Source organism: Parabacteroides sp. AF27-14 (assembly GCF_003635425.1).
GTDB classification, from domain to species: Bacteria; Bacteroidota; Bacteroidia; order Bacteroidales; family Tannerellaceae; genus Parabacteroides; species Parabacteroides distasonis.
In genome coordinates, this window is the sequence record NZ_QTLZ01000007.1 from 175,576 (window position 1) to 201,222 (window position 25,647).

18 protein-coding genes are annotated in these 25,647 nt (G+C 46.9%); 9 read left to right on the forward strand and 9 right to left on the reverse strand.

Features of this window, described 5'->3' with window-relative positions; all coding sequences use genetic code 11:
- Nucleotides 1–70: 70 nt before the first annotated feature.
- Nucleotides 71–307, forward strand: a complete 237-nt coding sequence (locus DWY79_RS22585) for a hypothetical protein (RefSeq protein WP_022191889.1) — start codon at nt 71–73, stop codon at nt 305–307.
- A 214-nt stretch (nt 308–521) separates the two neighbouring features.
- Here the strand turns inward: DWY79_RS22585 and DWY79_RS09830 are convergent, their stop codons facing one another.
- Complete coding sequence (locus DWY79_RS09830; protein WP_122369279.1) at nt 522–2,981, reverse strand: hypothetical protein; 2,460 nt, start codon at nt 2,979–2,981, stop codon at nt 522–524.
- Nucleotides 2,982–3,206: 225 nt separating this feature from the next.
- Between DWY79_RS09830 and DWY79_RS09835 the strand changes: the two genes are divergently transcribed.
- From DWY79_RS09835 to rpiB, 6 genes are all read left to right on the forward strand, one after another.
- Complete coding sequence (locus DWY79_RS09835; protein ID WP_005866355.1) at nt 3,207–4,283, forward strand: aldose epimerase family protein; 1,077 nt, start codon at nt 3,207–3,209, stop codon at nt 4,281–4,283.
- A gap of 45 nt (nt 4,284–4,328) precedes the next feature.
- On the forward strand, nt 4,329–5,603 hold the full coding sequence (locus tag DWY79_RS09840) for an MFS transporter (RefSeq protein WP_005866353.1): 1,275 nt from the start codon (nt 4,329–4,331) through the stop codon (nt 5,601–5,603).
- 107 nt (nt 5,604–5,710) lie between these two features.
- Nucleotides 5,711–6,856: a galactokinase gene (gene galK / locus DWY79_RS09845; RefSeq protein WP_122369297.1), complete on the forward strand. Its 1,146-nt coding sequence runs from the start codon at nt 5,711–5,713 to the stop codon at nt 6,854–6,856.
- Between the two features lie 20 nt (nt 6,857–6,876).
- Nucleotides 6,877–7,569, forward strand: a complete 693-nt coding sequence (locus tag DWY79_RS09850; protein WP_036610602.1) for an NUDIX domain-containing protein — start codon at nt 6,877–6,879, stop codon at nt 7,567–7,569.
- Between the two features lie 180 nt (nt 7,570–7,749).
- Nucleotides 7,750–9,780, forward strand: coding sequence for a transketolase (locus DWY79_RS09855; RefSeq protein ID WP_122369280.1), 2,031 nt, complete (start codon nt 7,750–7,752; stop codon nt 9,778–9,780).
- Nucleotides 9,781–9,782: 2 nt separating this feature from the next.
- A complete protein-coding gene (gene rpiB, locus DWY79_RS09860; RefSeq protein WP_122369281.1) occupies nt 9,783–10,214 on the forward strand; it encodes a ribose 5-phosphate isomerase B in 432 nt (143 codons plus the stop codon).
- Between the two features lie 143 nt (nt 10,215–10,357).
- Here rpiB and DWY79_RS09865 read toward each other — a convergent pair whose 3' ends face one another.
- From DWY79_RS09865 to DWY79_RS09880, 4 genes are all read right to left on the reverse strand, one after another.
- Nucleotides 10,358–11,935: a carboxylase gene (locus DWY79_RS09865; protein WP_122369282.1), complete on the reverse strand. Its 1,578-nt coding sequence runs from the start codon at nt 11,933–11,935 to the stop codon at nt 10,358–10,360.
- 106 nt (nt 11,936–12,041) lie between these two features.
- Nucleotides 12,042–12,962, reverse strand: a complete 921-nt coding sequence (locus DWY79_RS09870) for an endonuclease/exonuclease/phosphatase family protein (protein WP_122144126.1) — start codon at nt 12,960–12,962, stop codon at nt 12,042–12,044.
- Between the two features lie 79 nt (nt 12,963–13,041).
- Nucleotides 13,042–14,088, reverse strand: coding sequence for an AraC family transcriptional regulator (locus tag DWY79_RS09875; protein ID WP_233563959.1), 1,047 nt, complete (start codon nt 14,086–14,088; stop codon nt 13,042–13,044).
- Complete coding sequence (locus tag DWY79_RS09880) at nt 14,085–15,272, reverse strand: AraC family transcriptional regulator (protein WP_233563960.1); 1,188 nt, start codon at nt 15,270–15,272, stop codon at nt 14,085–14,087. Before DWY79_RS09880 ends, DWY79_RS09875 begins: the two co-directional genes overlap by 4 nt.
- A 200-nt stretch (nt 15,273–15,472) precedes the next feature.
- Between DWY79_RS09880 and DWY79_RS09885 the strand changes: the two genes are divergently transcribed.
- Nucleotides 15,473–18,412, forward strand: a complete 2,940-nt coding sequence (locus DWY79_RS09885) for a hypothetical protein (RefSeq protein WP_122369284.1) — start codon at nt 15,473–15,475, stop codon at nt 18,410–18,412.
- Between the two features lie 62 nt (nt 18,413–18,474).
- On the opposite strand, the gene DWY79_RS09890 is transcribed toward DWY79_RS09885, so the two are convergent.
- Nucleotides 18,475–19,407, reverse strand: a complete 933-nt coding sequence (locus DWY79_RS09890; RefSeq protein ID WP_122369285.1) for an alkaline phosphatase — start codon at nt 19,405–19,407, stop codon at nt 18,475–18,477.
- Nucleotides 19,408–19,541: 134 nt separating this feature from the next.
- Here DWY79_RS09890 and DWY79_RS09895 point away from each other — a divergent pair, with 134 nt between their 5' ends.
- Complete coding sequence (locus DWY79_RS09895) at nt 19,542–20,633, forward strand: glycoside hydrolase family 76 protein (RefSeq protein ID WP_122369286.1); 1,092 nt, start codon at nt 19,542–19,544, stop codon at nt 20,631–20,633.
- A gap of 396 nt (nt 20,634–21,029) precedes the next feature.
- Here the strand turns inward: DWY79_RS09895 and DWY79_RS09905 are convergent, their stop codons facing one another.
- The 3 genes from DWY79_RS09905 to DWY79_RS09915 form a co-directional block, all read right to left on the reverse strand.
- A complete protein-coding gene (locus DWY79_RS09905) occupies nt 21,030–22,604 on the reverse strand; it encodes a sulfatase (protein WP_122369287.1) in 1,575 nt (524 codons plus the stop codon).
- Nucleotides 22,601–24,031: a sulfatase gene (locus tag DWY79_RS09910; RefSeq protein WP_122369288.1), complete on the reverse strand. Its 1,431-nt coding sequence runs from the start codon at nt 24,029–24,031 to the stop codon at nt 22,601–22,603. The genes DWY79_RS09905 and DWY79_RS09910 overlap by 4 nt, the downstream gene beginning before the upstream one ends.
- A 295-nt stretch (nt 24,032–24,326) precedes the next feature.
- Complete coding sequence (locus tag DWY79_RS09915; protein ID WP_122369289.1) at nt 24,327–25,619, reverse strand: sulfatase-like hydrolase/transferase; 1,293 nt, start codon at nt 25,617–25,619, stop codon at nt 24,327–24,329.
- Nucleotides 25,620–25,647: the final 28 nt, after the last annotated feature.

The following is a 25,647-nucleotide window of genomic DNA, read 5'->3' on the forward strand; positions in this document are numbered from 1 at the left end:
AATAAGATACAAAAGTTTCTCCCCAAAAGCGGAGAAAGACGTCAAAGGAGTTATGATTTCTTGAAAAGAGATGAAAGCAGCCGGCTCTTTATTCGCTATTGAAAATAAAGATGTAGAAGCACACACCCGTACCTCCTTTTGGGAGAAAGAATCGTTGGCGACCACAGTCAATGCGGCAAAAACGACCATGCACAAAAACATTGCCCTTAACCACTTCATAACAAGAACAAAATTGATCAAAGGCAAATGTATGGATTTTCACTCAATAAATCCAAACAATAAGCATGCAAATAACACGAATATGTAAATCATTGATTATCATCATCCTTAAAAACATGATTATATTTCTGAAAAAACACGTACATGTTTTCCACAAAAGTCGTACATCTTTTTCGGAAAACACGTACACGTTTTTACCGGGTCATACGACAGAAGACAAGAACAAATATAGAAATAGACAATAACCCTCCTTATCATGATGAGAATTTCCCTCATCAGTCCCGTGTAGGTTTGAGGCTATATCAAAACCCAAGCCCCAACTCAAAGGCGAACCGGAAACTATCCGTCGAGCCGAACCAAGAATATTTAGTGGTGAACTTATTCAAGAAAGTAAGCCAAATCCCGCCACCATAGGAAGTATGCCAACTATGGGAACGCTCACCGGGAAACCAGACCCTACCATAATCAAAGCCCGCGAATAGACCATATTTTAAGGGAGTGAACGGATTCTTTAGTTTTCCCATGTCCAAGCGTAAATCCGAGTATTGGTAAAAGGATTGCTTTCCGATAAAACGGTTATCACGGAATCCCCTTAAATCAATCGTGGCGGCTTGATAGAACTCATAGTCATTATCGAATAATACCGTTCCCTTTATCAAGGAGGCCCAAGTAAAACGATCCGAGAACCGTACGTTCCATGAAAGGCTTCCCTGCGCATAGGGGAAATTACGTTCCGGCTTTTTCAAATTCATTTTCCATCCGGCCGTCCATTCGGTTTCCAATAGGGGAAGCCACGAATAAGGCTGTTTCGTTATCCGGTAAGTAGCACCAAGACCTACGAAATAATTCGTGCGGAAAATAGGATGATCTTCTCCATAAACCGTATAAATATATCGATCATCCGTACGTTTAGCCTTGTACATATCCAAAGAGCCAAAGAATGTCATCACCTCTTCTTTCCTCAAATCCATCTCGAAGGATGGATTAAACATATACGTCCGGAGCTTCACCCGGTTATAATTCTTTTTCTCCTCTTTATAGCCCACCGTATTATTTCCAAATCCGAAGAAGTTCTCGAAGTTACGGGGTGAAGAAATGGAGGCATTTAGGTATAAACGTCTCCGGCCATCATAATTAGGGAAGATACCTGCATACATGAACCCTTTCAAATAATTATACCCGATCCGATGCTGATAGGTGAATGGGGCTCGTTTAAAGCCATACATCGTATATGTAAAGAACGTACCCAAACTAATACCTTTATCCGAATCATATATTCCCCACGGGGTAAAAGATATCTTATGGTATTTTATCTTCTGGTAATCATATTTATAATCTTTATCATAGACATGTATTTTCCGGTTATGATTCAATTGGTATTGGCTCTCCCCCTCTCCGGAGATCAAGTATATCGGAAAATCTTTCCGTGTATTTCCCTTCACTTCAAACGTATCGTTTCCCGCAAGCCCATATAACCACAGTTCCTTGGTTTCCTTGCCGGAGAATTGTTGTTCCAACCTACAGTCTCCGGTCTCGGGATCATAAATCCGTAAAACAGTCCGGTCCGGCGCTTGCCGCTCGATCAAGAAATAATCGGATTGATTGGTTCCGGCAACCACTGGAGTACGTTGCAATAAGCGATAATATTGGCTGGCAACCGCTTCCAGCTCTAGCCTCCTTCGTTTCAACTTTCGTTTAATCAGTTCTATCTCATCATGTTTTACACCTTCCGGCAAATAAGTAAAAGCGCTATCGATCAAAGAGTCGGTCATCTGTCTCTGAATTTCTTGGGCTTGGCGTATCCAAACCGACTCATCACTGCGGCCTGCTACCGCCATATCCAGCGCAAAAGCTAGCTTATTGATTTTCTTTGTATCTTTTAAAATCAGGCTATCATAATTACAGATAAAATCCAACGATAACATCTTCAACATTTGCTTGAACAATACTCCGTCCACCTTCGTGAAAGCATGATTCCTATCGATCACGATCGGGGTATAAATTACGCTATCATTGACGGTATGTGACTGCCACTCCCAGTTTTCGTTCGTCTTATTCCAATCTCCGGTCCACATATCGAAAATACGTTCCCGAATGTATAGATTTTGATCCGCCATATAGTTTTTACTCACTTGAAGGCTGTCTAGAAAGTCTTCCGTGGTATACAAATTAGACCTTAAATTAATATCCGGAACATTGATTAGATTGACCAGCCTATCTTGTATATCGCTGCCGTCCGCAACTGTGTCTTTCCGTATGTGGGAAGGAATATAGTAAATACGGGAGGGAGAAAAACTCAATCCCGCGGACTTCGCTAAATAATCTGCGACCAAAAAGGTATAGGGATTGATAATCGTATAAGCATCTCCTAAGAACTCATCCAAATATGTATTCTTAAAATCAGTCTTATTATATATTTCCCGGAAAAACTTCGACTCCAAGAAACTTGTAGAGCCACCCAAGGGCTTTAGCAAATACAATTGCTTACGCTTATTCTCCAACAATAATCCGTGAAACCCTTCCGCTTGCCCGACGATATCCATCCCACCCCCCAACGTTTCCATCGTAGCCGAAGGAACCCTGATCGGGATCGTATAAAGGTGACGATAATGCCTCCCCCACATCCAATTATAGATTTTGCTTTTACCACTATCCGCTTGCGGATAAATGGACTTACGTACCCAATCTTGAGATTGGGAATAAAGCAAGCCGGGCATAAGCACAAAGAGTATGAGTATGATATATTTATAGGACGACCGCATGGACAATTTCTTTCTATCTCTGTTTTACTAATAACAGGGGTAAGACAAGAGTTGTTTTGTTTTTTTAGCCTAAGAGAAGAATCAAGGACTTGACGTATAAACAAGCGATAATTATATATTTTTGGTAGACAAATCTAAAATCATGCTATAAAACATTATTCAGAAAGGTTATAAATACAAAGAAGAAAGTTACTTTTACACGCAATTTCAATAATATTGATACGCATGAAGAACATAAATACACTGTCGGGCTTGTCTGTTGCTAACTTCAGCAAGCAAATTGACGGGAAAGAAACGGCGCTTTATACCCTGTGTAACAAGGTTGGAGCAGAGCTAGCGATCACGAATTATGGAGCGAAAATCGTCTCACTGATGGTTCCGGATAAGAACGGAAAAATGACCGATGTCGTTACTGGCCATAATTCGATTGAAGAGTACTTAACATCAGAAGAACCTTATTTCGGTGCCATTTGCGGTCGTTATGGAAATCGTATCGCCGCTGGAAAATTCACGATCGACGGTATTACTTATGACAAATTAGCCATAAATAATGGCCCCAATAGCTTGCATGGCGGAATCAAGGGATTCAATGCGGTCGTATGGGACGCCAAACAAATAGACGAGCAAACCATTGAGTTGAAATATACCTCCGCCGATGGCGAGGAAGGTTTCCCCGGAGAACTAAAGACAACCGTAACTTATCATCTGACAAATGAGAATGAGGTCGTTATCTCCTATCAAGCCTCTACGGACAAACCTACGGTCTTGAATCTAACCAATCATTCTTATTTTAACCTATCCGGTGCGGGAGACCCTTATATAGGAGACCATATTCTCACGATCAACGCCGACTATTATCTGCCTACAGACAATACGGCAATCCCGTACGGACCTAAAGAGAAGGTAGAAGGTACACCGATGGACTTCCGGACTCCTCATGAGGTAGGCGAACGAATCAATGACAATTTCGAACAGCTTATATTCGGTAAGGGATATGACCACACGTACATATTAAATAAAGAGGACAACGAACTTTCTTACTGCGCTCGCTGCTCCTCCCCCAAGACCGGTATCGTAATGGAAACTTATACGACTCAACCGGGCGTGCAATTATACACAGGTAACTGGATGACTGGGAATTTCGAAGGTAAGAACGGACAACGCTACCCGGAGCGGGCCGCTTTATGTCTGGAAACCCAGCATTTCCCCGATAGCCCCAACAAACCGGAATATCCGACAACGGAACTCCGCCCGGGCGAGGTTTTCCAAAGTACTACTATTTATAAATTCAGTGTAGAATAAGAGAATAATTTAAGTAATCTAATAATCTAAAACAACAAAAAAGAAATGGAATCAACAGCAAAAAAGAATTACACATTGCCTATTATCATGATGGTGGCTCTCTTCTTCATGATATCTTTCGTGACGGGTCTACAGAACCCATTCGGTATCATCGTTAAGAACCAGTTCGCTGCCAGCAACTTCATGTCGCAGCTGGGTAACGCGGCTAACTTTATCGCCTATGCCTTCATGGGTATTCCGGCCGGTATGCTATTGCAGAAGATCGGTTACAAGAAAACCGCTTTGTTAGCGATCATCGTAGGTTTCTGTGGTGTAGGCATTTCTTATCTTTCCGGTGTGGCTGGTAGCTACGCTGTTTATTTGACAGGTGCTTTCGTGTCCGGTTTCTCTATGTGTATGTTGAATACCGTAGTAAACCCGATGTTGAACACGCTAGGTGGTGGTGGAAACAAAGGTAACCAATTAATTCAGGTTGCCGGTTCCGTGAACTCTATCGGCGCTACGATCGTTCCGGTATTGGTTGGTTATTTGATCGGTGACGCTGCTAAGGCTCAGATCAGTGACGCTAACCCGGCATTGTTCTTGGCTATGGGTATCTTTGCCATCGTATTTATCGTATTGTTCTGCATGCAAATTCCGGAACCGCATATGGTTAAAGAAAATGAAGCCAAGACTCCGGACAAGCACAGCGCGCTTTCTTTCCGTCACTTCATTTTAGGTGCCATCGCAATCTTCTTGTATGTGGGTGTCGAAGTAGGTATTCCTAACTTCATGAACTTGTTCGCTACTTCTCCTGAGATCGGTATCGATCCTACAGTAGCCGGTTCTATCGTGGGTACATATTGGTTCTTGATGATGATCGGACGTCTGTTCGGTGCCTCTTTCGGAGCTAAGATCTCTAGTAAGGCGATGTTGTCATCAGCCGCCACGGTAGGTATGATCTTTATCTTGATCGCTATCTTCGCCCCTGCTACGACAAAAGTTAGTATGCCTGTATTCTTGTCTGATATCTCTTTCGGTATGGTTGAGGTTCCGGTTGGAATCATGTTCATGGCTCTTTGTGGTTTATGTACTTCCATCATGTGGGGTGGTATCTTCAACTTGGCAGTAGAAGGTTTAGGTAAATATACGGCAGCCGCTTCCGGTATCTTCATGGTGATGGTTTGCGGTGGAGGTATTCTTCCGTTGATCCAAGGAGCTGTAGCCGACGCTGGCGGTTTCATTACTAGCTTTTGGGTGGTATTCCTAGGATTGGCATATTTGCTATATTACGCTTTGATTGGTAGCAAGAACGTAAACAAAGACATTCCTGTTGAATAATAAGGACAGGACATAATATGATAAAGAAGAAATTATCCGGCAGAGTTATCTGAATGGGTAATTTCTTCTTGTTTATTCAATTATTTACCTTAATCAAATTAAGTATCATGCAACAAAAAATCAGAACTAAATTTAAAGAGTTATTTAATACCCAAGGTAGCTTATACACATCCCCGGGACGTATTAACTTGATCGGTGAACACACTGATTATAATGGAGGTTTCGTTTTTCCGGGTGCTGTAGATAAAGGGATGATCGCCGAGATCAAACCGAATGGGACGGGCAAAGTCCGGGCGTTCTCCATCGACTTAAATGATTACGCTGAATTTGGCTTGACCGAGGAGGACGCTCCTTCCGCAAGCTGGGCAAGATATATCTTTGGCGTATGCCGGGAGATTATTAAACGAGGTGGTAATATCCAAGGTTTCGATACCGTATTCGCTGGAGACGTGCCTCTGGGCGCTGGAATGTCTTCTTCCGCCGCATTGGAAAGTACTTATGCTTTCGCATTGAATGACTTATTCTCATTGAATATCGATAAATTCGAGTTGGCTAAGATCGGTCAAGCTACAGAACATAATTATTGTGGCGTGAATTGCGGTATCATGGACCAATTCGCTTCCGTATTCGGCAAGGCCGGAAGTTTGATCCGCTTGGATTGCCGTTCTTTGGAATATAAATATTATCCGTTTAATCCGGTTGGTTACAAACTCGTGTTATTGGATTCGGTCGTTAAGCATGAGTTGGCGTCCTCAGCCTACAACAAACGCCGTAAATCCTGCGAGAACGTGGTAGCCGCCATTCGCCGCAACCATCCGAAAGTAGAGTTCTTACGTGACGCTACGATGGAGATGCTGAACGAGGTAAAAGCGGATGTCAGCGCAGAGGATTACATGCGTGCCGAATATGTTATCGAGGAAATCCAACGTGTACTCGACGTATGTGCCGCTTTGGAGAAAGGCGACTATGAAACTGTCGGCGAAAAGATGTATGGCACGCATCAAGGTATGAGCAAGCTTTATGAAGTTAGCTGCGAGGAACTGGATTTCTTGAACGATATCGCCAAGGAATGTGGTGTAACGGGTTCTCGTGTCATGGGTGGAGGATTCGGCGGTTGTACGATCAACTTGGTTAAGGATGAGTTGTACGACGATTTCGTGAAGAAAGCCTTCTCCGCTTATAAAGAGAAGTTTGGCCGTGAACCTAAATTATATAATGTAGTAATCAGCGACGGAGCACGCAAGCTCTGTTAATCTTTAAAATCCATAAAACGATGTCAGCAGCTTTTTATCAAGACGAAGTAAAATTCTATGTTGCCGTAGATTGTATCATTCTAGGGTTTAACAATAAGGAGTTGAATGTTTTATTATACAAACGTTCGTTCGAGCCGATGAAAGGACAGTGGTCTCTTATGGGAGGCTTCGTGAAATCCGGGGAAAGCGTGGATGAAGCAGCATCACGGGTATTAACCGATTGCACGGGCATCGAGCATCTTTTTATGGAACAAATAGGGGCTTACGGAGATGTATCGCGTGACTTAGGGGAACGGGTTATCTCCGTAGCTTACTATTCCTTGGTGAATATGAATGATTTTAGTCCCGAGATCTTGGAAAACCATAACGCTACTTGGACCAAGATATCCGAGCTTCCTGACTTGATTTTCGACCATAACCAAATGATAAACGATACGTTGTCCGTCCTTAAAAAGAAAGCGGCAAGCCGCCCTATCGGTTTCAATTTGCTTCCCGAGCAATTTACCTTGCCCCAACTACAGACATTGTATGAGGCCATCTACCAAACCCTTTTAGACAAACGAAACTTCCGCAAAAAGCTAAACGCCATGGATATTCTGGAAAAACTGGATATCAAAGACAAGAAAAGTTCTAAACGAGGAGCTTTCCTCTACAAATTCAACGAGAAAAAATACAACAAATGGGTTGAACAGGGTTTCGACTTCTCGCTCTAATCCGAATGATGTATACCCGCAAGAATAAGGCGCTCAGCGGGCTATCTTAAATATCTCTCAATTTATCAAAAATATAAGAAGATAGGAACCTTTACCGAAAAGGAATTGTTTGATTGATATAACGGCTCTTACAAAGAGTTTGATTATCTTTGCAGTCAAATAAATAATTCATCTGATAAAATGAACGATATTCAAGTAATGAACAAAGCAGCTGATAACATCCGTATACTGGCTGCGTCAATGGTGGAGAAAGCGAACTCCGGGCACCCGGGTGGCGCTATGGGTGGTGCAGACTTTGTTAACGTACTGTTCTCAGAGTTCTTAATATACGATCCCAAGAATCCCAAATGGGAAGGACGCGATCGTTTCTTCCTTGACCCGGGGCATATGTCTCCGATGCTTTATTCCGTACTGGCTTTAAGCGGCAAATTCACATTGGATGAACTTCAACAGTTCCGCCAATGGGGAAGCGTTACTCCGGGACATCCTGAGGTAGACGTTATGCGTGGTATCGAAAACACGTCCGGCCCGCTGGGACAAGGACATACTTATGCGGTAGGTGCGGCTATCGCAGCTAAATTCTTGAAAGCACGTCTGGGTGAGGAAGTAATGAACCAGACTATTTACGCATATATTTCCGATGGAGGTATCCAAGAGGAAATCTCCCAAGGTGCCGGACGTATCGCCGGAACTTTAGGACTGGACAACTTGATCATGTTCTACGACGCTAACAACGTACAGCTATCTACCAAGGTAGAAGACGTTGACGCGGAGAACGTAGCCATGAAATACGAGGCTTGGGGCTGGAAAGTCATTCAAATAAACGGTAACGACGTAAACGAGATCCGCAAGGCTTTAAAAGAGGCTAAGGCAGAGATCTCCAAACCGACTTTGATCATCGGTAACACCGTTATGGGGAAAGGTGCTGTCGGCGCTGATAACAGCTGTTACGAGAATAAGGTATCTACTCACGGACAACCTTTATCCGCAGCAGGAGCTTCCATCGCGGATACGATCAAGAACCTAGGAGGCGATCCGGAACATCCGTTCGCAATCCTTCCTGAGGTAGCCGAATTATATGCCAAACGCACGAAAGAACTGGAAGTAATCGTCGCCGAGCGTTACGCCGTGAAAGACGTATGGGCGAAAGCTCACCCGGACTTAGCGGCTAAGATGGAGCAATGGTTCTCCGGTAAGGCTCCTAAAATCGACTGGGCCGCAATCGAGCAGAAAGCGAACCAAGCGACCCGTGCCGCTTCCGCTACCGTATTAGGTGTGCTTGCTACCCATGTAGAAAACATGATCGTAGCTTCCGCCGACCTTTCCAATTCCGATAAGACAGACGGCTTCTTGAAAAAGACCCATGCTTTCGTGAAAGGCGACTTTAGCGGAGCTTTCTTCCAAGCGGGTGTAGCCGAGCTTTCTATGGCTTGTATCTGTATCGGTATGTCTTTACATGGTGGCGTGATCGCCGCTTGCGGTACTTTCTTCGTATTCTCCGATTACATGAAGCCTGCGTTACGTATGGCCGCATTGATGGAGCAGCCCGTTAAGTTCATCTGGACACACGACGCTTTCCGTGTTGGAGAAGACGGACCTACGCACGAGCCGGTAGAGCAAGAAGCTCAAGTTCGTTTATTAGAGAAATTGAAGAATCATAAGGGACACAACTCCATGTTGGTACTTCGTCCGGCAGACGTTGTGGAGACAACAGTCGCATGGAAACTAGCGATGGAGAATGTTTACACTCCTACCGCATTGATTCTTTCCCGTCAGAATATCACAGATCTTCCCGCTAAGGAAAACCGCTATCAAGAGGCTTTGCAAGCGGAAAAGGGTGCCTATATCGTCAATGAAGACGCTAATGCGGATGTAATTCTTTTGGCTTCCGGTTCCGAGGTATCGACTTTGGTCGAGGGCGCCGCCCTGCTTCGTGCCGATGGCATAAAGGTTCGTATCGTTTCCGTTCCTTCCGAAGGTCTATTCCGTTCACAAAGCAAAGAGTACCAAGAATCCATTCTTCCCGCAGGAAGCAAGATTTTCGGCTTAACCGCTGGTCTTCCGGTTAATCTGGAAGGGTTGGTAGGTCCTAACGGCAAGGTATGGGGACTTGAATCCTTCGGTTTCTCCGCCCCTTACAAAGTATTGGACGAGAAATTAGGTTTCACGGCTAACAACGTTTATAACCAAGTAAAAGAATTATTAGCATAAAGATGGGTATAGTAGGTTTGTGTAGCGATCACGCTGGTTTTGAGTTAAAAGAATATATAAAGACAATCCTCGATGAAAGGGGATTGTCTTATAAAGATTTTGGAACTTATTCTTCTGACAGTTGCGATTATCCGGATTTCGCCCATCTGATGGGCAAGGCCGTAGAAGCTGGCGAGGTTTATCCGGGAATAGCTGTCTGCGGTACAGGGAATGGCATTAGTATGACCTTGAACAAACATCGGGGTGTCCGTGCCGCCTTATGCTGGCGAGAGGATATCGCGAAACTGGCACGTGAGCATAACGACGCGAACGTGTTATCAATGCCCGGTCGTTTTATCAGCAAGGAAGAGGCTAAGAAAATCGTTAAGATATTCTTGGATACACCTTTTGAGGGTGGTCGCCACCAACGTCGTATAGACAAGATCCCTTTGTAAAGTCCGCAAAAAAGTCACTTTATATAATAAAAGAAGGCTCTCCCATGGTTCGCTTACCATTCGAAGAGCCTTTTCGTATCACCGTTTAAACGGCAACGTACATATAATAGATGACGGATGCCAAATTTGAAGACTTTCTACTATTAAACATTCGATCTCGCTTTTTGTTCTTTCCATTTAGTTAAAAATGTACGGGCTACCGTCGGGAATAACTCCAGCAACAGTATTTCTTTCTCATTCTCAGCCAATAATACATCCAAATCCTCCAATACAGGATTCTCTTGCATCACGTAATGGGAACCGTCGTAAGGCACCTCATTTTGTACGCCGGCGATTTTCAACCGGAACGCCGGATCTACCGGAATCGGCGTCTTGCCATACTCTCCTTTTACCAAGGCGATAAACTGGTTGGAAGGATTACTATACATCGGGCGGCCTTTCAGCTCATCCAGCGCACAGGAAACCGCTTGCGCCCCGATAATCTGGCTCGTAGGCGTCACCAACGGAGGCAAGCCGGCATCCATCCGTACTTGCGGAATGAGCGACATCGCCTTCTCCAACAAGTCGATCTGCCCCAATTGCTTCAACTGGGCAACCATATTCGTGTACATACCTCCCGGGATCTGCGCTTTTTTCACCAACTCGTTCGGCTCGGGGAAATCAAAATACTCCTCGATCGCACGGCAATAAAGCAGCAAATCGTCCTCCTTATCTTTCCGAGCGGCCTCGATGGCATCGTTGAAGAAGCGGTCGATCTCGGCGGGGAAACTATCCTCTACGGGATTAAAGGGTCTCGGGAATTTCTTAGCGGTATCGAATGCGGAAAGTTCCTTGCGGATCGTCAATAATTCCTTGTTGATCTTAGCGATCGCATCCATATCAAGATCCAGCTCGATACCCAATTTCTTGCAGAAGATATAGACCAGCTCCACGGCGGGAGCGGCTGGTCCTCCGGCGAAGTTCCATATATTCGTATCAACGATATCCACCCCATTGATAATGGCGGATACGACCGACGCCAATCCGTAACCGGGCGTACAATGCGTATGAAAATCCACCGGTACTTTCAAGCTCTTCTTGAACAATCGCACCAATTCCGCCGTACGAGCCGGAGGTATCAAACCACTCATATCCTTCAGGGTGATCATATCAGCGCCCAGCGACTCCAGTTGAAGGGCCTTGTTTAAGAAATACTCATTCGTAAAAACAGGCTTATGCAAGGGCCGTCCATGCAAGGCGGCTTTTATACGTTCTACCGGGGAATGGTGAGGATCTATCGTATAACAGATGGCACAGTCGGCCTTTCCCCCGAATTTCTTCACATAACGGATCGTGGATTTCACGTTATCCACGTCGTTCAAAGCATCGAAAATACGCATGATATCGATACCGGAACGAATCGAGTTCCGGCAAAAGCCTTCTATAATCTCGTCGGGATAAGGATTATAACCGAATAAATTACGCCCACGGGAAAGAGCGGATAGTTTTGAGGAATTACCTATTTTCTCTTTGATGATCTCTAAACGATCCCACGGATTCTCACCTAAATAACGCATCACGGAATCGGGAACCGCCCCACCCCATACTTCCATGGCGTAAAAGCCTGCGTCTTTGTAGTAAGGAAGTACACGGTCTATTTGCGCTTGAGACATTCTTGTAGCGAATGCCGATTGCTGACCATCGCGAAGAGTCAAATCACGAATCAATAATTTACGTATCATACCAAATTTGTTTAGATCGTTTTAGTCAATATTCTGATTATATAACAGGATCTAAACAAATTTGATAAAGATTACGGGGTTAATAATAACCAATTTTTCTAAAACCTCAGTCTTTTACTTCCACAACGATCATTACGGGAAAGTGGTCGGAAGGAGTGCGGGCCTCGTATTTGCTCAATGACACCTCTTTCGGGAAATTACCGTTTTGCTCCTTCTGGGCGCTTTCTTTCACCTCGGAGCGATAGGTATCCGTTAAGATTCCATACTTCTTCACCTCAAATTCTTTCGTAAGAAAAAGGTGGTCGATACGGCTATCGGTCTTACGGTCCGGATGGAAACCGTTGAAGGTACCATTCGGGGCATAGCGGAAATCTGCGATCTCATAAGAGTCACGCATGATACCGGAACCATCTAACAACTTATACGACTCACTTGTTTGATCAACATTGAAATCTCCGGTCAGGATAGCGGGAAGTCTCTTCGGGAATTCCTTGATCTTCTTCAAGATCAACTTAGCGCTCTCGGCACGGGCTTGTACGCCGACATGGTCCATATGAAGGTTGAAGAACAAGAAAGTGAAGCCGGTCTGTTTGTCCCGAAACTCGCCCCACGTACAGATACGGGGCAGAACGGCGTCCCAGCCTTTGTTCGGACGGTCGGTGATCTCGGATAGCCAGAAATCACCATGTTCCAAGACCTCGAACTTATCCGTGCGGTAAAAGATAGCCGAATGCTCTCCCGCCTGCTTACCATCGTCACGTCCCACGCCGATATAATCATATCCGGGCATGGCTTGCCTCAAGTCCTGCAATTGCGGATATTTGCCCTCTTGGGTACCAAAGATATCGAACCCGTGAAACTGTACGATCTGGGCGATGTAAGGATAACGTTGTCCCCAACCGTTACCGTTCGTGGAATCGCCGCCGTTGGCGTTTCGCAAGTTATAGGTGGCCACCACCATCGTCTCCGCCTGTAACGTCATCAAGGCGCAAAGGATAAAAGCGAAAGTATAAAAGAATTTCTTCATGGTTTATATATTTAAAATGCGTGACAAAGATAACGTTTATGCCTCAAAAAACACCTCACCTCGGTTTGCCAAATCGGGGTTATCGCTCGAATACTTTCAATAACGCCAGCCTATCCTCCTCCTTTTTCACCCGAAGATAATTCCGGTAACCACTGAAGCCTGCCATAAGTACCAGTTCCATATTAGTCTTGCCTGCATTCGCGGGAGATACCCGCAAGCGGTCGAGAGCCATCAGACGGCAACGGTTTATCAAGCGGCAGAAATTCATGCCATACTCCTTGTTGATAAAAGCCGACAGGTAGCTACGGTTGGTACTTAGCCCGGCGGCGAGGTCGGTGATCCGCAACTTGGGGTCCAGATAAGGTTTCTTCTCACGTAGGTAGCGTTCTAGGCGTTTACGGTCTAGAGCCGGGAGATTGGGAGGCATATCCTCCACTTTCAACGCCTCGGGCTGGACGATGAGATAATTCTTGTCGAGCATGTTATAACAGAGCATCATATAAAACACGAACGTTGGCAACACCCCCAGCCACACGAAATAGGAAGAGGAGAAAGTCTCCATATCGAGCAACAATCCCGCCAGCGGAACGGGTACGCAAGCCAAGATAAAAACTTGCACGGCCGCCAGCCAATCCAAGGAGATACGTTGCGCCTCCGACGAGTAATCTACGATGAACCGCCTGTAACGGTATATGTTCCGGAGGTTTAGCGCCGGGTAAAGCGTATTGTAGATAAAAAACACGAGACTTACCAGTATACCGCCCTCGAACGAGGCCCCCATAAGGAAGACAGGCACCACCCAGTGCCATCGATTCAGCCTCCGCCGCTCGTCGGTATCCGTTATCATGGATACCACCCAGAAAAACATCACCTGATCCAGCATCAACGTCAATAAAAAGACGGGATGGTAATACGAGAAAGCGCACGGGGCGACCGAATAAAGCACCAACCCGAGCCAACCCAGCGACGTCACCAAGTAAGTCAGCGCCAAGAGCGCCCTCAACCGCCTTTCCTGCCCGCCCCTTCCGTACCGGCAGGCGTCCAGCAACATCAATACCATACATACCATGGCGCAGACGATGGGAAGACTGAAAGCGAAAGCCTCCATAAGACCAAGGCTCATCATGCCGTGCCTCCTTCCTCCTTGGGCTCCCGCTTCCCGGCGGCCGCTTCCCGCTCGGCGACGACGGCATGGGAATAGGTACGGAAATCCTTGAAACCTACCTGCCCGATCAGCGAGCTCACGCTCTTGCCTTGGTTGGCGGGATGCGAGCGGAGCCTATCCAACTCCCTCAAGCGGAAACGGTTCAGGTAACGATTGAAGTTCATGCCATACGTCTGGTTGATAAAGGCAGATAGCACCGTGCGGTTCACGTCCAAGTCCTCCACCAGATCAGTCATCTTATAACCCGGCCTCAAAAAAGGCTTGTGTTCCCGGAAAAAACGCTCGAAACGTCTCTGGGTCAATTTCCCGGAATGGCTACGGCGGAGGCGCACGTCTCCCGCATCCGTTTCCCCGGAGGAAGAAGGCGGGGATTCACGGCGCAAGACGTAGAGGCAGTATTCCCGCCGTATGACATGGTACGATAGCAAAACGTGTTGGAGGGCGATGCCGCAAGACACGACTGCCGTCCAAAGGGAATAGTAGAACCGGCTCCGTGGTATGAACGTAGGCAGGACCGATGAGAGCAGCGAGGCGATGGACACACCTACCAAGAAGATCACCCAGCCCGCCGGCCCGCGAACCAGCGTATCCTTCCTTCTCGCCCTCTTATAATAAGATACCAGCAGCGCCAGCGTAAGGATATAATACAAGAGGCCAAAAACAACCCTCAGCAGGGGCTTGAGGGTAAAAAAGCGGGTATACCACTCGTACCCCGCGGGAATCACCTCCGCTTTCCCCCTCACGATCTCCAGCCGCACGTCGAAAGGCACGAAGCACGACCAGACCAACATCGCCAGCGCCAGCAGCCCGGGTACGAGATAATGGATAGGCGGGAATTCCTCCGGCTCGCCCAGCCTCGTGAGGAAACGGACGATCCGGTAGAAGAAGATAGACGGCAAGACGAAACAAAGCAGACAAACCACGTTGAGCCGGACAAACAACGAGGGATAAAACTGATAGCAAAACGTGACCAACCACCCGGTAGCCGAGACGGATAGGTAAACCAGCAATATCCTCTTCAAGTCACGCTCCTCCCGAGACAGGCAATCCCGCAAGGAAAGCCCCACCACCATCCCGCAAGACACGGCGGAATAGACGGGTACCAATACCATGATAGAGATCATATAAACAGTCAGGATATCCATGCCCCAAATATATCGCTTTTTTATCAAGGCCTGCCGCTTTTTGATAGAAAAGAGACATTTTTACCTTTTTGCGCGTGAATTACGATCTGTCCTATCAATAAAATCAGCTAATTACGATTTGTCCTAATAGATTCGGACGGATTGTCATGCGGGAAACCCGCTCCCTCCCATATCTTAGCGGCAACTAAAATACGAACATCATGAAAGAACAAATCATCCTAACAACAGGCGTCTTACTATTCCTTTCGCTCGTATCGGCATGGGGGCAAGGGACAAGCACAATAGATATAGATCTTAGTGACGATAGCCATAAAGGGGGAATTACCATTAGTCAAGACAATAGCGTATATCGTATTCACGGTACGTATGATGTCCAAAAACAAGGATGGCCATCACAAGAAACCGGATACGGCACAACAGATCAGAATAAATCGAAAGCCGTTATCGTGGTCGCCAGTGGCATACGGGTAAAGATCACGCTGGAGAATGTAAACATCGAGAATCTCCAAGAAGACGAACCTTATTGCGCCTTATACGCCGATGAAGCCCAGAAAGTAGAATTGACCCTAGCCGGAGATAACAGCTTGGTAGGTGGCCATGACCTACCCGCCATTTGCGCGCCTACAGGCGATGGTACCGAGCTTATAATAAAAGGTAAAGGAAAACTAACGGCCAAAGGAGGAAAAGAAGCCGCCGGAATAGGCTCACGATACAGTAAAGATGCGAAAGGAACCATCACGATAGATGACGGCACTATCATTGCCTATGGGAATGGATATGGAGCCGGTATCGGAACAAGTTCTAATTCCAATGGTGGAACCGTCCGGATCAATAACGGAAATATCACCGCCACAGGGGGTGATTCCGGGCCGGGTATCGGGGTATCGGGGACTCCCGCTCATGCTAATCCACCCATAACTTCCGGAACGATAGAGATCAGCGGGGGAATCGTAAATGCCACCGGATATAACGGTATGGGCGCGGGGGAAGGAAAGGTAGGGGAAACAGTCACGATAAGCGGGGGGATCATCTCCGCTATAACGAATAAAGATGGAGACAAAGCTATAAACGCGTCATCTTATGTCACCCCCACCGGTCAGAATAGCGCTATCATATTTCTAAAGGAACATAATTATAGTAGCATTGAGGGTAGCATCAAGGGTAGCATGATAGATGGCAACAACGTCGACATTACCCACTATACCATCGACCGGGATTACGAGATACCGCCCGGCTATACACTCCATATAAGAAGGAAACAGACATTGACGATCGCCGATGGCGTAACCCTCACCAATGAAGGAACGATCAGCAATGAAGATAGTGGAACCATCGACGGCAACGGAACGATAGAGAACAACGAGGATCTCAAGAGTGACAATACCAATATCAAGGTTCAGTTTAATGGTCAGAAGATAAAGTACAAAGTGAACTTTCAAACCAATTATCCCATCGACGACGGCACTAATAGCACAGAATACCTATCAGAAACTGACGCATTAAGGCCAGGTGAGCTCACCTATACATATTACACCCTAGTAGAAGGCTGGTACGACGATAGAGAAGGCGGGAATCAAATAACCAAGATCACCGGGCCTATGACCCTCTACGCCCATTGGACAGAGAACCTGATCAAGACCACCGCCTCCCCGGCCACGCTGGAAGGGACGTACGCCACGCCACTGGAACCGAATGAGCTTTATGACCTGTCCGGGCTCCTCGCTCCCGATACCTACGGCGATAAGTCCGACTATAAGTTCGAAATCGACGGTGCAGCTTATGGCCTGACGGTAAACAATGATAACAAGCTATGCGGTTCCCCCAACAAGGCTACCGCAACATCCGGAGCTACGATACGCATTGACATCAGCCATGTCAATTGCGAGAAGCCGGAGAGCGTAGACATCCCAATAACGATCCACCTGAGAACACTCACCGTCACCCCGCGGGCCGACCAAATACTGTATAAAGGCGAGGCCCCGGAATATGACACAAGCGGAGAAGCCACAGGAGAAACAGCAGCCTTCTCCGGGCAACTGGCCATAGACTCCCCAACCAACCTTATCATTCCGGGAGATCTCAAGCTAATAGATAACGGCAAGTTCCTAGCGTCCAACTACAAGCTGGAACTCACGCCGGATATCCCATGTACCTATACCGACAAGCTACCGGAAGAGGCCCGTGTAGAACTTGGTGGCGACAAGAAGGGGGAATGGTATGCCGGAGCCGTTACCTTCTCCGCTCCCCCCGGTTTCACCATCAAGCTGAAAGAAGCGGAAGAGACTGGCATACAAACCAAAGCGATTAGCCCGCTAATCGCTTCCGGCGAAGTCTTCGCCGCCTCCTTCACCTTCAGCCAAGAGGGAACCTTCGACGTGACCTACCTGCTCAAACGTGACGCCCCTTATACGCGAGAGTACGAGTATAAGGCCACGGATATCCGCCTCGACCTCAACGCCCCAACCGTAACCGTCTCCACCAATAACCTCGGCTATACCCTCACCGCCACCGATGGCAAGGGCAGCGGCGTAGCTTCCGTCCTCATCGACGGTACTTCCGTGCAGCTCACCTCCGACCGCTATGACGGTTCCGGAAGCGAGGGCCTCCATACCTACAAGGTGACGGACCACGCGGGGCACGAGAGCGCGGACACGTTCAGCCTTGCCACTCCGCCCCCGGTATACACGGTCGTAATCCCCGAGACCGCAAACGCAACCCTCACCCCCTCTCCCGGTACCTATTACTATGAGGAGGGTGATCAATTCCTCCTCTACCTTGAGCTAGACTCGGCCTACAGCCAGTCTACCCCCGTGGTAAAGGCGAACGGCCGGGCGATCACCCCCAACCGGGACGGCAGCTACACGATAGCCGTCTACGAAAATATCCGGATCACGATAGAGGATATCATCGTATCCACCGCCCGGATCACCGACAACAAGAGCCGTATCCGCTCCTCCGGCGGTACACTCTACATCGACACCTCCGCCCCGCTCGACGTATCGATAACGACAATGGCCGGAAAGCTGATCCGCCATTCTCCCCTCCCCGCCGGTAGCAACCACCTGCACGGCCTGCCGGCCGGCTTCTACGTCGTGAGGCTATCCGACGGTACGACAGCCAAGGTAGGAATCGCCCGGTAATAAGCCAAAACGCCCCGGAAAGAATCAATCCTTCTGGGGCGTTCCTGTATTCCAAGGTTTGCCTAATCTGAGAACGCAGACATGATCGGGCGGGCGATCCACACCTGCGGCTGCGGTACGTCCAATAGGTAAGCCATCGTACCGGCGATATCATATACCATCGTACTCTCCGGGATCTTGAAGCCTTTCTTTACGTTCTTTCCATAGAAAACGATCGGGGTTTGCATCTCGTTCATCGTCTTGCCACCGTGACCGGTCTCGATACCGCCGTGGTCGGCCGTCAGTATAACCACCGTATCATCCATGATACCCGCCTCACGAACGGCGTCCATCACTTGCGTCAAGCAACTGTCCAAATGATTCACCATGGCGAAATACTCCGGGGAGCTCCAACCCTTGCCATGTCCGGTACCATCCGGCTGATCGTATATGATCGCACAAAGGTTCGGCTTCTTCTCCTTGATATACTGAACGGCTACCGGGGTACATCCGTTCGGGTTCTCAGTCGACATCGGGGCATGCTTACGGAAGCTCATGGCCAAGGTATCCGCCAGATAATTCATGCCTTCCCACTCATAGATATAGCCGATCTCGGCCTCGGGAGCCTTATCCCGGTACAGGCCGAAGATATTCGGGAAACGGTTGTCGCTATTCACGACACGCGAAGGAAGCTCCGGCGTACGAGATCCCCACTCCGTATATCCGTGCAACTCCGGTCCCGCTCCCATAAACATGGAAGCCCAATTACAAGCACTCGACGAAGGCAGGATCGAACGATTCTCTAACGTGGAGGCGCCTTCCGCCATCATCTTACGGAAAGTAGGCATATCCGCCCCATTATTCAAGCAATGGGCGCTCAAGCCGTCAAAACCAATCAAGATTACATGCTTTGGCAGATTCTTCTCTTTCAAAGGCGCTTGCTGAGGTGCCGTATTACAGGCGCTCAGGCAGTATGCGATTACCGCACAACAAATAAATAAGATTTGCTTTTTCATCTTACCGTGTTTTTCTTTTATGATTAATATTGAAGTATCTTAGATTCCGTCAGACAAAGGTACAAAGTTTAACTAAAGTTCAAAAAGATCATTTATCTTTGTGGCTTAATCTAATCTTATTTTCATAAATACGTATGTACAAACATTTCCTGACAAGCGTATTGCTTGTATTTTTCATGCTATCCTGTAGCAAACCTTCCCCTTTTGAGGGAAAGATGCGAGAAAGCGTACAAACCTCCCTAAGCTGGAGAAACGACACGACCGGTATCTGGGAAACAGCCGGCTGGTGGAACTCGGCGAACGTATTGACCGCCACCATTCGCTACGGCGCCGTAACCAAAGATCCGGCCATCCCATCTGTCATAGAGGATGTATTCGAGAAAGCCCGTCATTACCAAATAGGCGTAGACTCAACCGGTACTCCCCGTTATTGCGACAACTTCATCAATGATTATTACGATGACGAGGGTTGGTGGGCATTGGCATGGATCGAGGCCTCCAAACTGACCGGAGAGAAAAAGTACCTAGATATGGCCGAGATCATATTCGATGATATGACAACTGGCTGGAGCGACGCTTGCGGAGGTGGCATCTTCTGGAAAAAGAACCCTTTGCATTACAAGAACTCCATAGCGAACAACCTGTTCTCCCTGACAGCTATCCGATTATATAAAGCGACCCAAAATCCGGCGTATCTCGACTGGTTCAAGAAGAACGTGGATTGGTATACGCAAACCGGCATGATCAATACGGACATCTACCAAATCGAGGACGGCACGAAAGACGATTGTACCCCCAACCGCAACGCCCACTACACGTATAACCAAGGCGTAGCCATCGCTGTCTTAGCCGAGATGTATCTCCAAACCAACGATAAATCTTACTTGGAGCTAGCGGAAAAGATCGCCGACGCTACCATTACCACGCGATTGGTAACCGACGAGGGAATTCTCCGAGAAATGAAGCCCGAGATCGATGATAGCAACGACGGTGTCCAATTTAAGGGTATCTTCATCCGTCATTTAGCCTTCCTGTATGAAGTGACAAAGAATCCGGCTTATAAAGATTTCATCTTGAAAAACGCAGAATCCATCATCACGAAAGATTATGACCCCACATCCAAAAGCTTCGGTTGTTATTGGTACGGCCCTTTCCACAAGGAAAGCTCGGCAGCAAACGCCTGCGCTTTGGAGTGCGTGATAGAGGCTTATGAGTTAACGAAATAGGTATCCGGGAAGACGCAGCTTGTCGTTATTCACGCAGCCAGCGGGCGATATTCCGCTTTGGCTCCCCCGGAGCTGGAACGGATGTCACGTACGGCTCTGGCTCATTGACAAAAAAACAGGACGGCGGACATCTCCGCCGTCCCGCCCAAAAGAGACAGCCTTATCTCTGTTTGTATTCATGTCAAGGTTGGTTGTGTACTGATAACGGGGCCACATAAACCCTGTTTTTCATATCGTGCACAAACATAAGACTTCTTTTTCACAAAAGAACAAATTCCTTCTTCTTTCTAGAAATACATGCTTTATAACATACCACAATCCCTCTCGGTTGCTAGCGTGGGCTTCTATTACAAAGGATAGGCGACGCAGCACGCTACGTCTCCCTCCGCTTTCTTTTTACCAATAATAAGTATCCATAATCTCCTTCATCCTAGGGGTATTCGTGTCCTCATCCTTGACCTCTTTCCGCAGCTTCAGCATCTCCTCCTTCATTTGCCGGATGATCTTGGCGTATTGGGGATCGTTGTAAGCGTTGTGATTCTCACGAGGATCGGATTGAAGGTCGTAAAACTCCCATGCTGGTGTCGTGGTCTTATCCTCCGAACCAGTCATATTCAGACGGTCGCCATAGAAAAACATCAGTTTATACCGCTCATTACGGATACCCATATGGGCCGGACGGTTCGAATGTTGGGTCCAATAACGATAATACACCTCCTTACGCCAATCCTTTGGGGTATTTCCTTTCAGATTATTGCGAAAACTATGGCCCTGCGATTCTTTCGGGGTCTTCACGCCTGCGTAATCCGCCAGCAAAGAGGCAAAATCCACGTTCAAGATCATATCCTTATTGCGGGTCCCCGCCGGGATCTCTTTTGGGTAACGGATCACGAAAGGCATACGTAGAGACTCCTCATACATCATACGCTTATCGAAGAAACCATGCTCTCCTAAGAAATAACCTTGGTCGGATACGTACACCACGATCGTATTATCGGCGATTCCCATATCGTCCAGCGCTTTCAATAACTTCCCGATATTATCGTCGATCGTAGCCCCGCAACGCAGATAGTCGCGCACCAATTTCTGGTAAGCGACGCTACGGGCGGCAGATCGGTGCATCCCCTTCGTCGTAAAAGGCAACTCCGGATACCGGCACCACCATTTATCAGGGTCTTGCGACGCCACGTCCCAACGACGGGCCAACTCCTCCAAAGGCTGTCCGGAGAAGGTACGTCCATTCGTCTCCGGCCCCCAATCGAATAAGTTCTCCGGTTCCGGGAAAACAACCCCGTCATACAAATGCCTCATCCGTTCCGGGAAATCCCAAGGCTCGTGTGTAGCCTTGAAATGGCAACACATCATGAAAGGCCGGTCCTTATCGGCCTCTTTCATCCAGCGGATCGCCTTCTCCGTCACGATATCCGTAGAGAAACCGCGTACCCGCTCCCCGAAATTGCGTTCCCCCGGCCAAGGTTCCGTACAATTTATAAAAGTAGGGTCCCGGTACTCGCCTTGGTCATGAAACACGGAATAGAAGTCGAAACCTTGCGGTTGCGTTTTCAGATGCCATTTACCGACCAAAGCGGTCTGATAGCCTCCCGCCCGCATTTGCTTGGCGATATTATCCTGCTCCGGATCAAAGGAATCACTTAACGTGTAGACACCGTTCACGTGACTATAGGCTCCGGTCAAGATCGCCGCACGACTAGGGGAAGAGATCGAGTTCGTACAAAAACAATTATCTAACACGCAGCCCTCCGCAGCCAAGCGACGGATATTCTCGTTCCGGGCATAATCACCCAACACCCCCCCGTAAATACCCCAAGACTGGGAAGTATGATCATCCGAAAGGATAAACAAGATGTTGGGGCGATTCTCTGACACCGATTTATCAGCGGCAAAGAGAAACTGCCCGTTTCCCGAAAGGCAACAGGCAGTCATTCCGATACTAATGATCGATTGTTTCATAAGTCATGACGTTTTTTCCCTTGTACTAAACCCGGTTCCCTACGTTCCGTACCCTTCATACGAGTCAAGTCATCCCCTAACTCATGGCGTTTCTGGTCCGCGATCTTCATTAATTTAGCCGCCTCCTCCGGATATTGGGTAATCACGTTATAACGCTCTCCCGGATCACGGCGCAAGTCGTACATCTCCGGTTTCATGATCTCCAGATTCGTCAACTTACCCGGCTGGCCGTCGTTTCCCGGCTCATAAGCCCCATAAGTAACGTATTTATGGGGGAATACCAATTTGAACATTCCATCCGTAACAGCCTCCAAGTCATTCTTTCGATAATAATAAACGAAAGACTCACGTGGGTTGGCATCTTTTTCGCCCTCGATCAACGGCAAGATACTTACTCCGTCAATCTTGCGAGGAGGAAGCGGAGCCTGCGTGATCTCGGCGAACGTAGGAAGAAGATCGATATTAGAAGCTAACTTATTACAAGTCGTACCCGGTAACGTCTTACCTTTCCAGTACATGATACAAGGAACCCGGTTACCACCATCAAAGGTTGTAGCCTTTGCCTCACGTAATCCTCCAGCGGAACCGGCATGATTTCCGTAATTAGTCCAAGGGCCGTTATCAGAAGTCAAGATTACCAATGTATTATCCTCTAAACCTAGCTCACGCAGGGTTTTCAGTACCTCTCCCACACTCCAGTCGATCTCCATCATCACATCGCCAAACAATCCTTGCTCGCTTTTCCCCTTAAATTTATCAGAGACAGCCAGTGGGACATGCGGCATATTATGAGCCAGATACAAGAAGAACGGCTTATTCTTATTTTTTTTGATGAAGTTCACGGATCGCTCCGTATAATCGGTGGTGAACCTCGTCTGATCGGTATTATATCCTACGATCTTATTACCATCATACGTCGGCAGGTCTGGGAAATTAAACACTTCCCCCTGCTGCGGATGAAACGGCCACATATCATTAGAGTAAGGTAGTCCATAATATTCATCGAAGCCATTCTGCAAAGGCAGGAATTGATGCGCATCACCTAAATGCCATTTTCCGAAGACAGCCGTAGCATATCCTTTCTGTTTCAAGACTTCTCCGATAGTCATTTCCTCTGGATGTACGCCATAGTTAGAACCTGGTCCCGGTGCTCCGGCGAAACCGATACGATTCGGATAACAGCCCGTCAACAAGCCGGCACGGGAAGCCCCACTAATCGGTTGTGCTGCCAAGAAGTGGGTAAAACGAACGCCTTCCGCCGCCATCTTGTCGATATTCGGAGTGGTATATCCGTAAGCTCCATTACAAGAGAAATCACCATACCCCACATCATCCAAATTGATCAGGACGATATTCGTGTAATCCGCGGCTATGCCTGCCATTGAAAAGGCTGAGGCGGCCGTCAAAAGAAAAAATTTGTTATTCATGATATAATCATTTAATATAAAATAAGCACACTATCCGTAAAAACAAAGATAAGCTGATTATTCGAATCGGCAATCATCATCCTTTGTTCTCTCACTAATAAATACACCCGAGACCCCATCCTCCCCTATCAAGAGAAAAAAAACATCTCAAAAAATCAATACTACTGACCAAACCGGAGAATATATACTGACTTGCCCAAAGGATATATACTGACTTAGCTCAGCCAGGATATATCCTCGAAAAAGGGAGTAAAAGCGACATTACCTCCTAATGCTGTTTAACCTCAAAACGAGCCTATGGGACAACGGTAGTCAATATCCCTTCTCCCCAAACCGGATAACGATCCAAAACCTGTCTCAACTTAAGACGCAAATCCTCTTCCTTGGCAGAAGCTACGCCTTTTAGCAAATCCTTTTTCTCCAAAGGATCTTTCCTTGTATTATAGAAACGGCCGTCAAGATACAATTTATAATCCGCCGTTTGAACGAAACGCACATAATCCGGTTTATGCTGATCTTGATAATGGCAAAGGCTCCACTCTCGAATCTCACCCTTCTTGCCTACAAGTTGCGGATAAAAACTAATGCCGTCCAAGTCCTTGTCCTTATTGCGATCACCTGCCATGATATCCCGTAATGTCACATAGAAATCGGAGAAATCAACCAAGTTCTCATTCACAGCTCCCTTCTTCATCATCTTAGGCCAACCTACGATCATGGGGACATGAGTTCCATATCTTTTCGTTCCCTTTTTACCGCCTTGAATCACAGAACCATCTTTCATCGGAGTATATATATTCACATTGGTTCCATTATCCCCGATAAAAATCACCACGGTATTCTCATAAACCCCCTCTTCTTTCAATACATTGAGTAACTTCCCCACCATTTTATCCGTATAACTAACCATATCAGACATCAACCTATTGTCCTGTTTCTCTCTTAGGGATGCATCGCTCCATTCTTTACTATTGGGAGTCGGATAGAATGGATCATGTGTCAATACCATCGGATAATAAGCAAAAAAAGGTTTATCCTTATTCCTACGGATAAAGTTCGCAATATAGTCCGAGAAAACATCAGGTCCATATACATTTATACTTCTTGGCATAAGATCCCCATCCTGCTCATAAAGGACATTGGCATATCGCTCACCTTCATCTCTCTGTTTAGATAATTGCCACAAACAATAAGAATCAAAGCCAAAAACCTTCGGTAACCGCTCATCAAATCCCAACTGCCATTTCCCAGCAATGCAAGTCTCATAACCAGCATCTTTTGCCATATGGGCAAATGTTCTCTCTTTAGGATTCAAATACGCAAAATGAGAATAATTCCTGAAATTATATTTCCCTGTCATTAATTGGACTCTCGACGGCGTACTTAATGGCTGGGAATGACAATTCTTAAACAACATGGCAGACTCAGCCATATTATCCAAAACCGGCGTACGATAAGTACTACCATTCACTCCCAAACATTCATATCCCATATCGTCAGCCATTATCAATAACACATTAGGCTTTTCTTGAGCATACAAGGACAAAGCATGGAATAAACTGATTAATATTAAATTTCTTTTCTGCATAATAAAACAATTATAAAGAAAACCACTA

Excerpts from the sequence above, each read along its gene's own strand:
- DWY79_RS09830 (WP_122369279.1), bottom strand. The coding sequence starts at position 2,981 with ATGCGGTCGTCCTATAAATATATCATACTCATACTCTTTGTGCTTATG.
- DWY79_RS09915 (WP_122369289.1), bottom strand. The coding sequence starts at position 25,619 with ATGCAGAAAAGAAATTTAATATTAATCAGTTTATTCCATGCTTTGTCC.
- DWY79_RS09880 (WP_233563960.1), bottom strand. The coding sequence starts at position 15,272 with ATGGATATCCTGACTGTTTATATGATCTCTATCATGGTATTGGTACCC.
- DWY79_RS09890 (WP_122369285.1), bottom strand. The coding sequence starts at position 19,407 with ATGAAAAAGCAAATCTTATTTATTTGTTGTGCGGTAATCGCATACTGC.
- DWY79_RS09875 (WP_233563959.1), bottom strand. The coding sequence starts at position 14,088 with ATGATGAGCCTTGGTCTTATGGAGGCTTTCGCTTTCAGTCTTCCCATC.
- DWY79_RS09840 (WP_005866353.1), top strand. The coding sequence starts at position 4,329 with ATGGAATCAACAGCAAAAAAGAATTACACATTGCCTATTATCATGATG.
- DWY79_RS09835 (WP_005866355.1), top strand. The coding sequence starts at position 3,207 with ATGAAGAACATAAATACACTGTCGGGCTTGTCTGTTGCTAACTTCAGC.
- DWY79_RS09910 (WP_122369288.1), bottom strand. The coding sequence starts at position 24,031 with ATGAATAACAAATTTTTTCTTTTGACGGCCGCCTCAGCCTTTTCAATG.
- DWY79_RS09895 (WP_122369286.1), top strand. The coding sequence starts at position 19,542 with ATGTACAAACATTTCCTGACAAGCGTATTGCTTGTATTTTTCATGCTA.
- galK (WP_122369297.1), top strand. The coding sequence starts at position 5,711 with ATGCAACAAAAAATCAGAACTAAATTTAAAGAGTTATTTAATACCCAA.
- rpiB (WP_122369281.1), top strand. The coding sequence starts at position 9,783 with ATGGGTATAGTAGGTTTGTGTAGCGATCACGCTGGTTTTGAGTTAAAA.
- DWY79_RS09865 (WP_122369282.1), bottom strand. The coding sequence starts at position 11,935 with ATGATACGTAAATTATTGATTCGTGATTTGACTCTTCGCGATGGTCAG.
- DWY79_RS09850 (WP_036610602.1), top strand. The coding sequence starts at position 6,877 with ATGTCAGCAGCTTTTTATCAAGACGAAGTAAAATTCTATGTTGCCGTA.
- DWY79_RS09855 (WP_122369280.1), top strand. The coding sequence starts at position 7,750 with ATGAACGATATTCAAGTAATGAACAAAGCAGCTGATAACATCCGTATA.
- DWY79_RS22585 (WP_022191889.1), top strand. The coding sequence starts at position 71 with ATGAAAGCAGCCGGCTCTTTATTCGCTATTGAAAATAAAGATGTAGAA.
- DWY79_RS09870 (WP_122144126.1), bottom strand. The coding sequence starts at position 12,962 with ATGAAGAAATTCTTTTATACTTTCGCTTTTATCCTTTGCGCCTTGATG.
- DWY79_RS09905 (WP_122369287.1), bottom strand. The coding sequence starts at position 22,604 with ATGAAACAATCGATCATTAGTATCGGAATGACTGCCTGTTGCCTTTCG.
- DWY79_RS09885 (WP_122369284.1), top strand. The coding sequence starts at position 15,473 with ATGAAAGAACAAATCATCCTAACAACAGGCGTCTTACTATTCCTTTCG.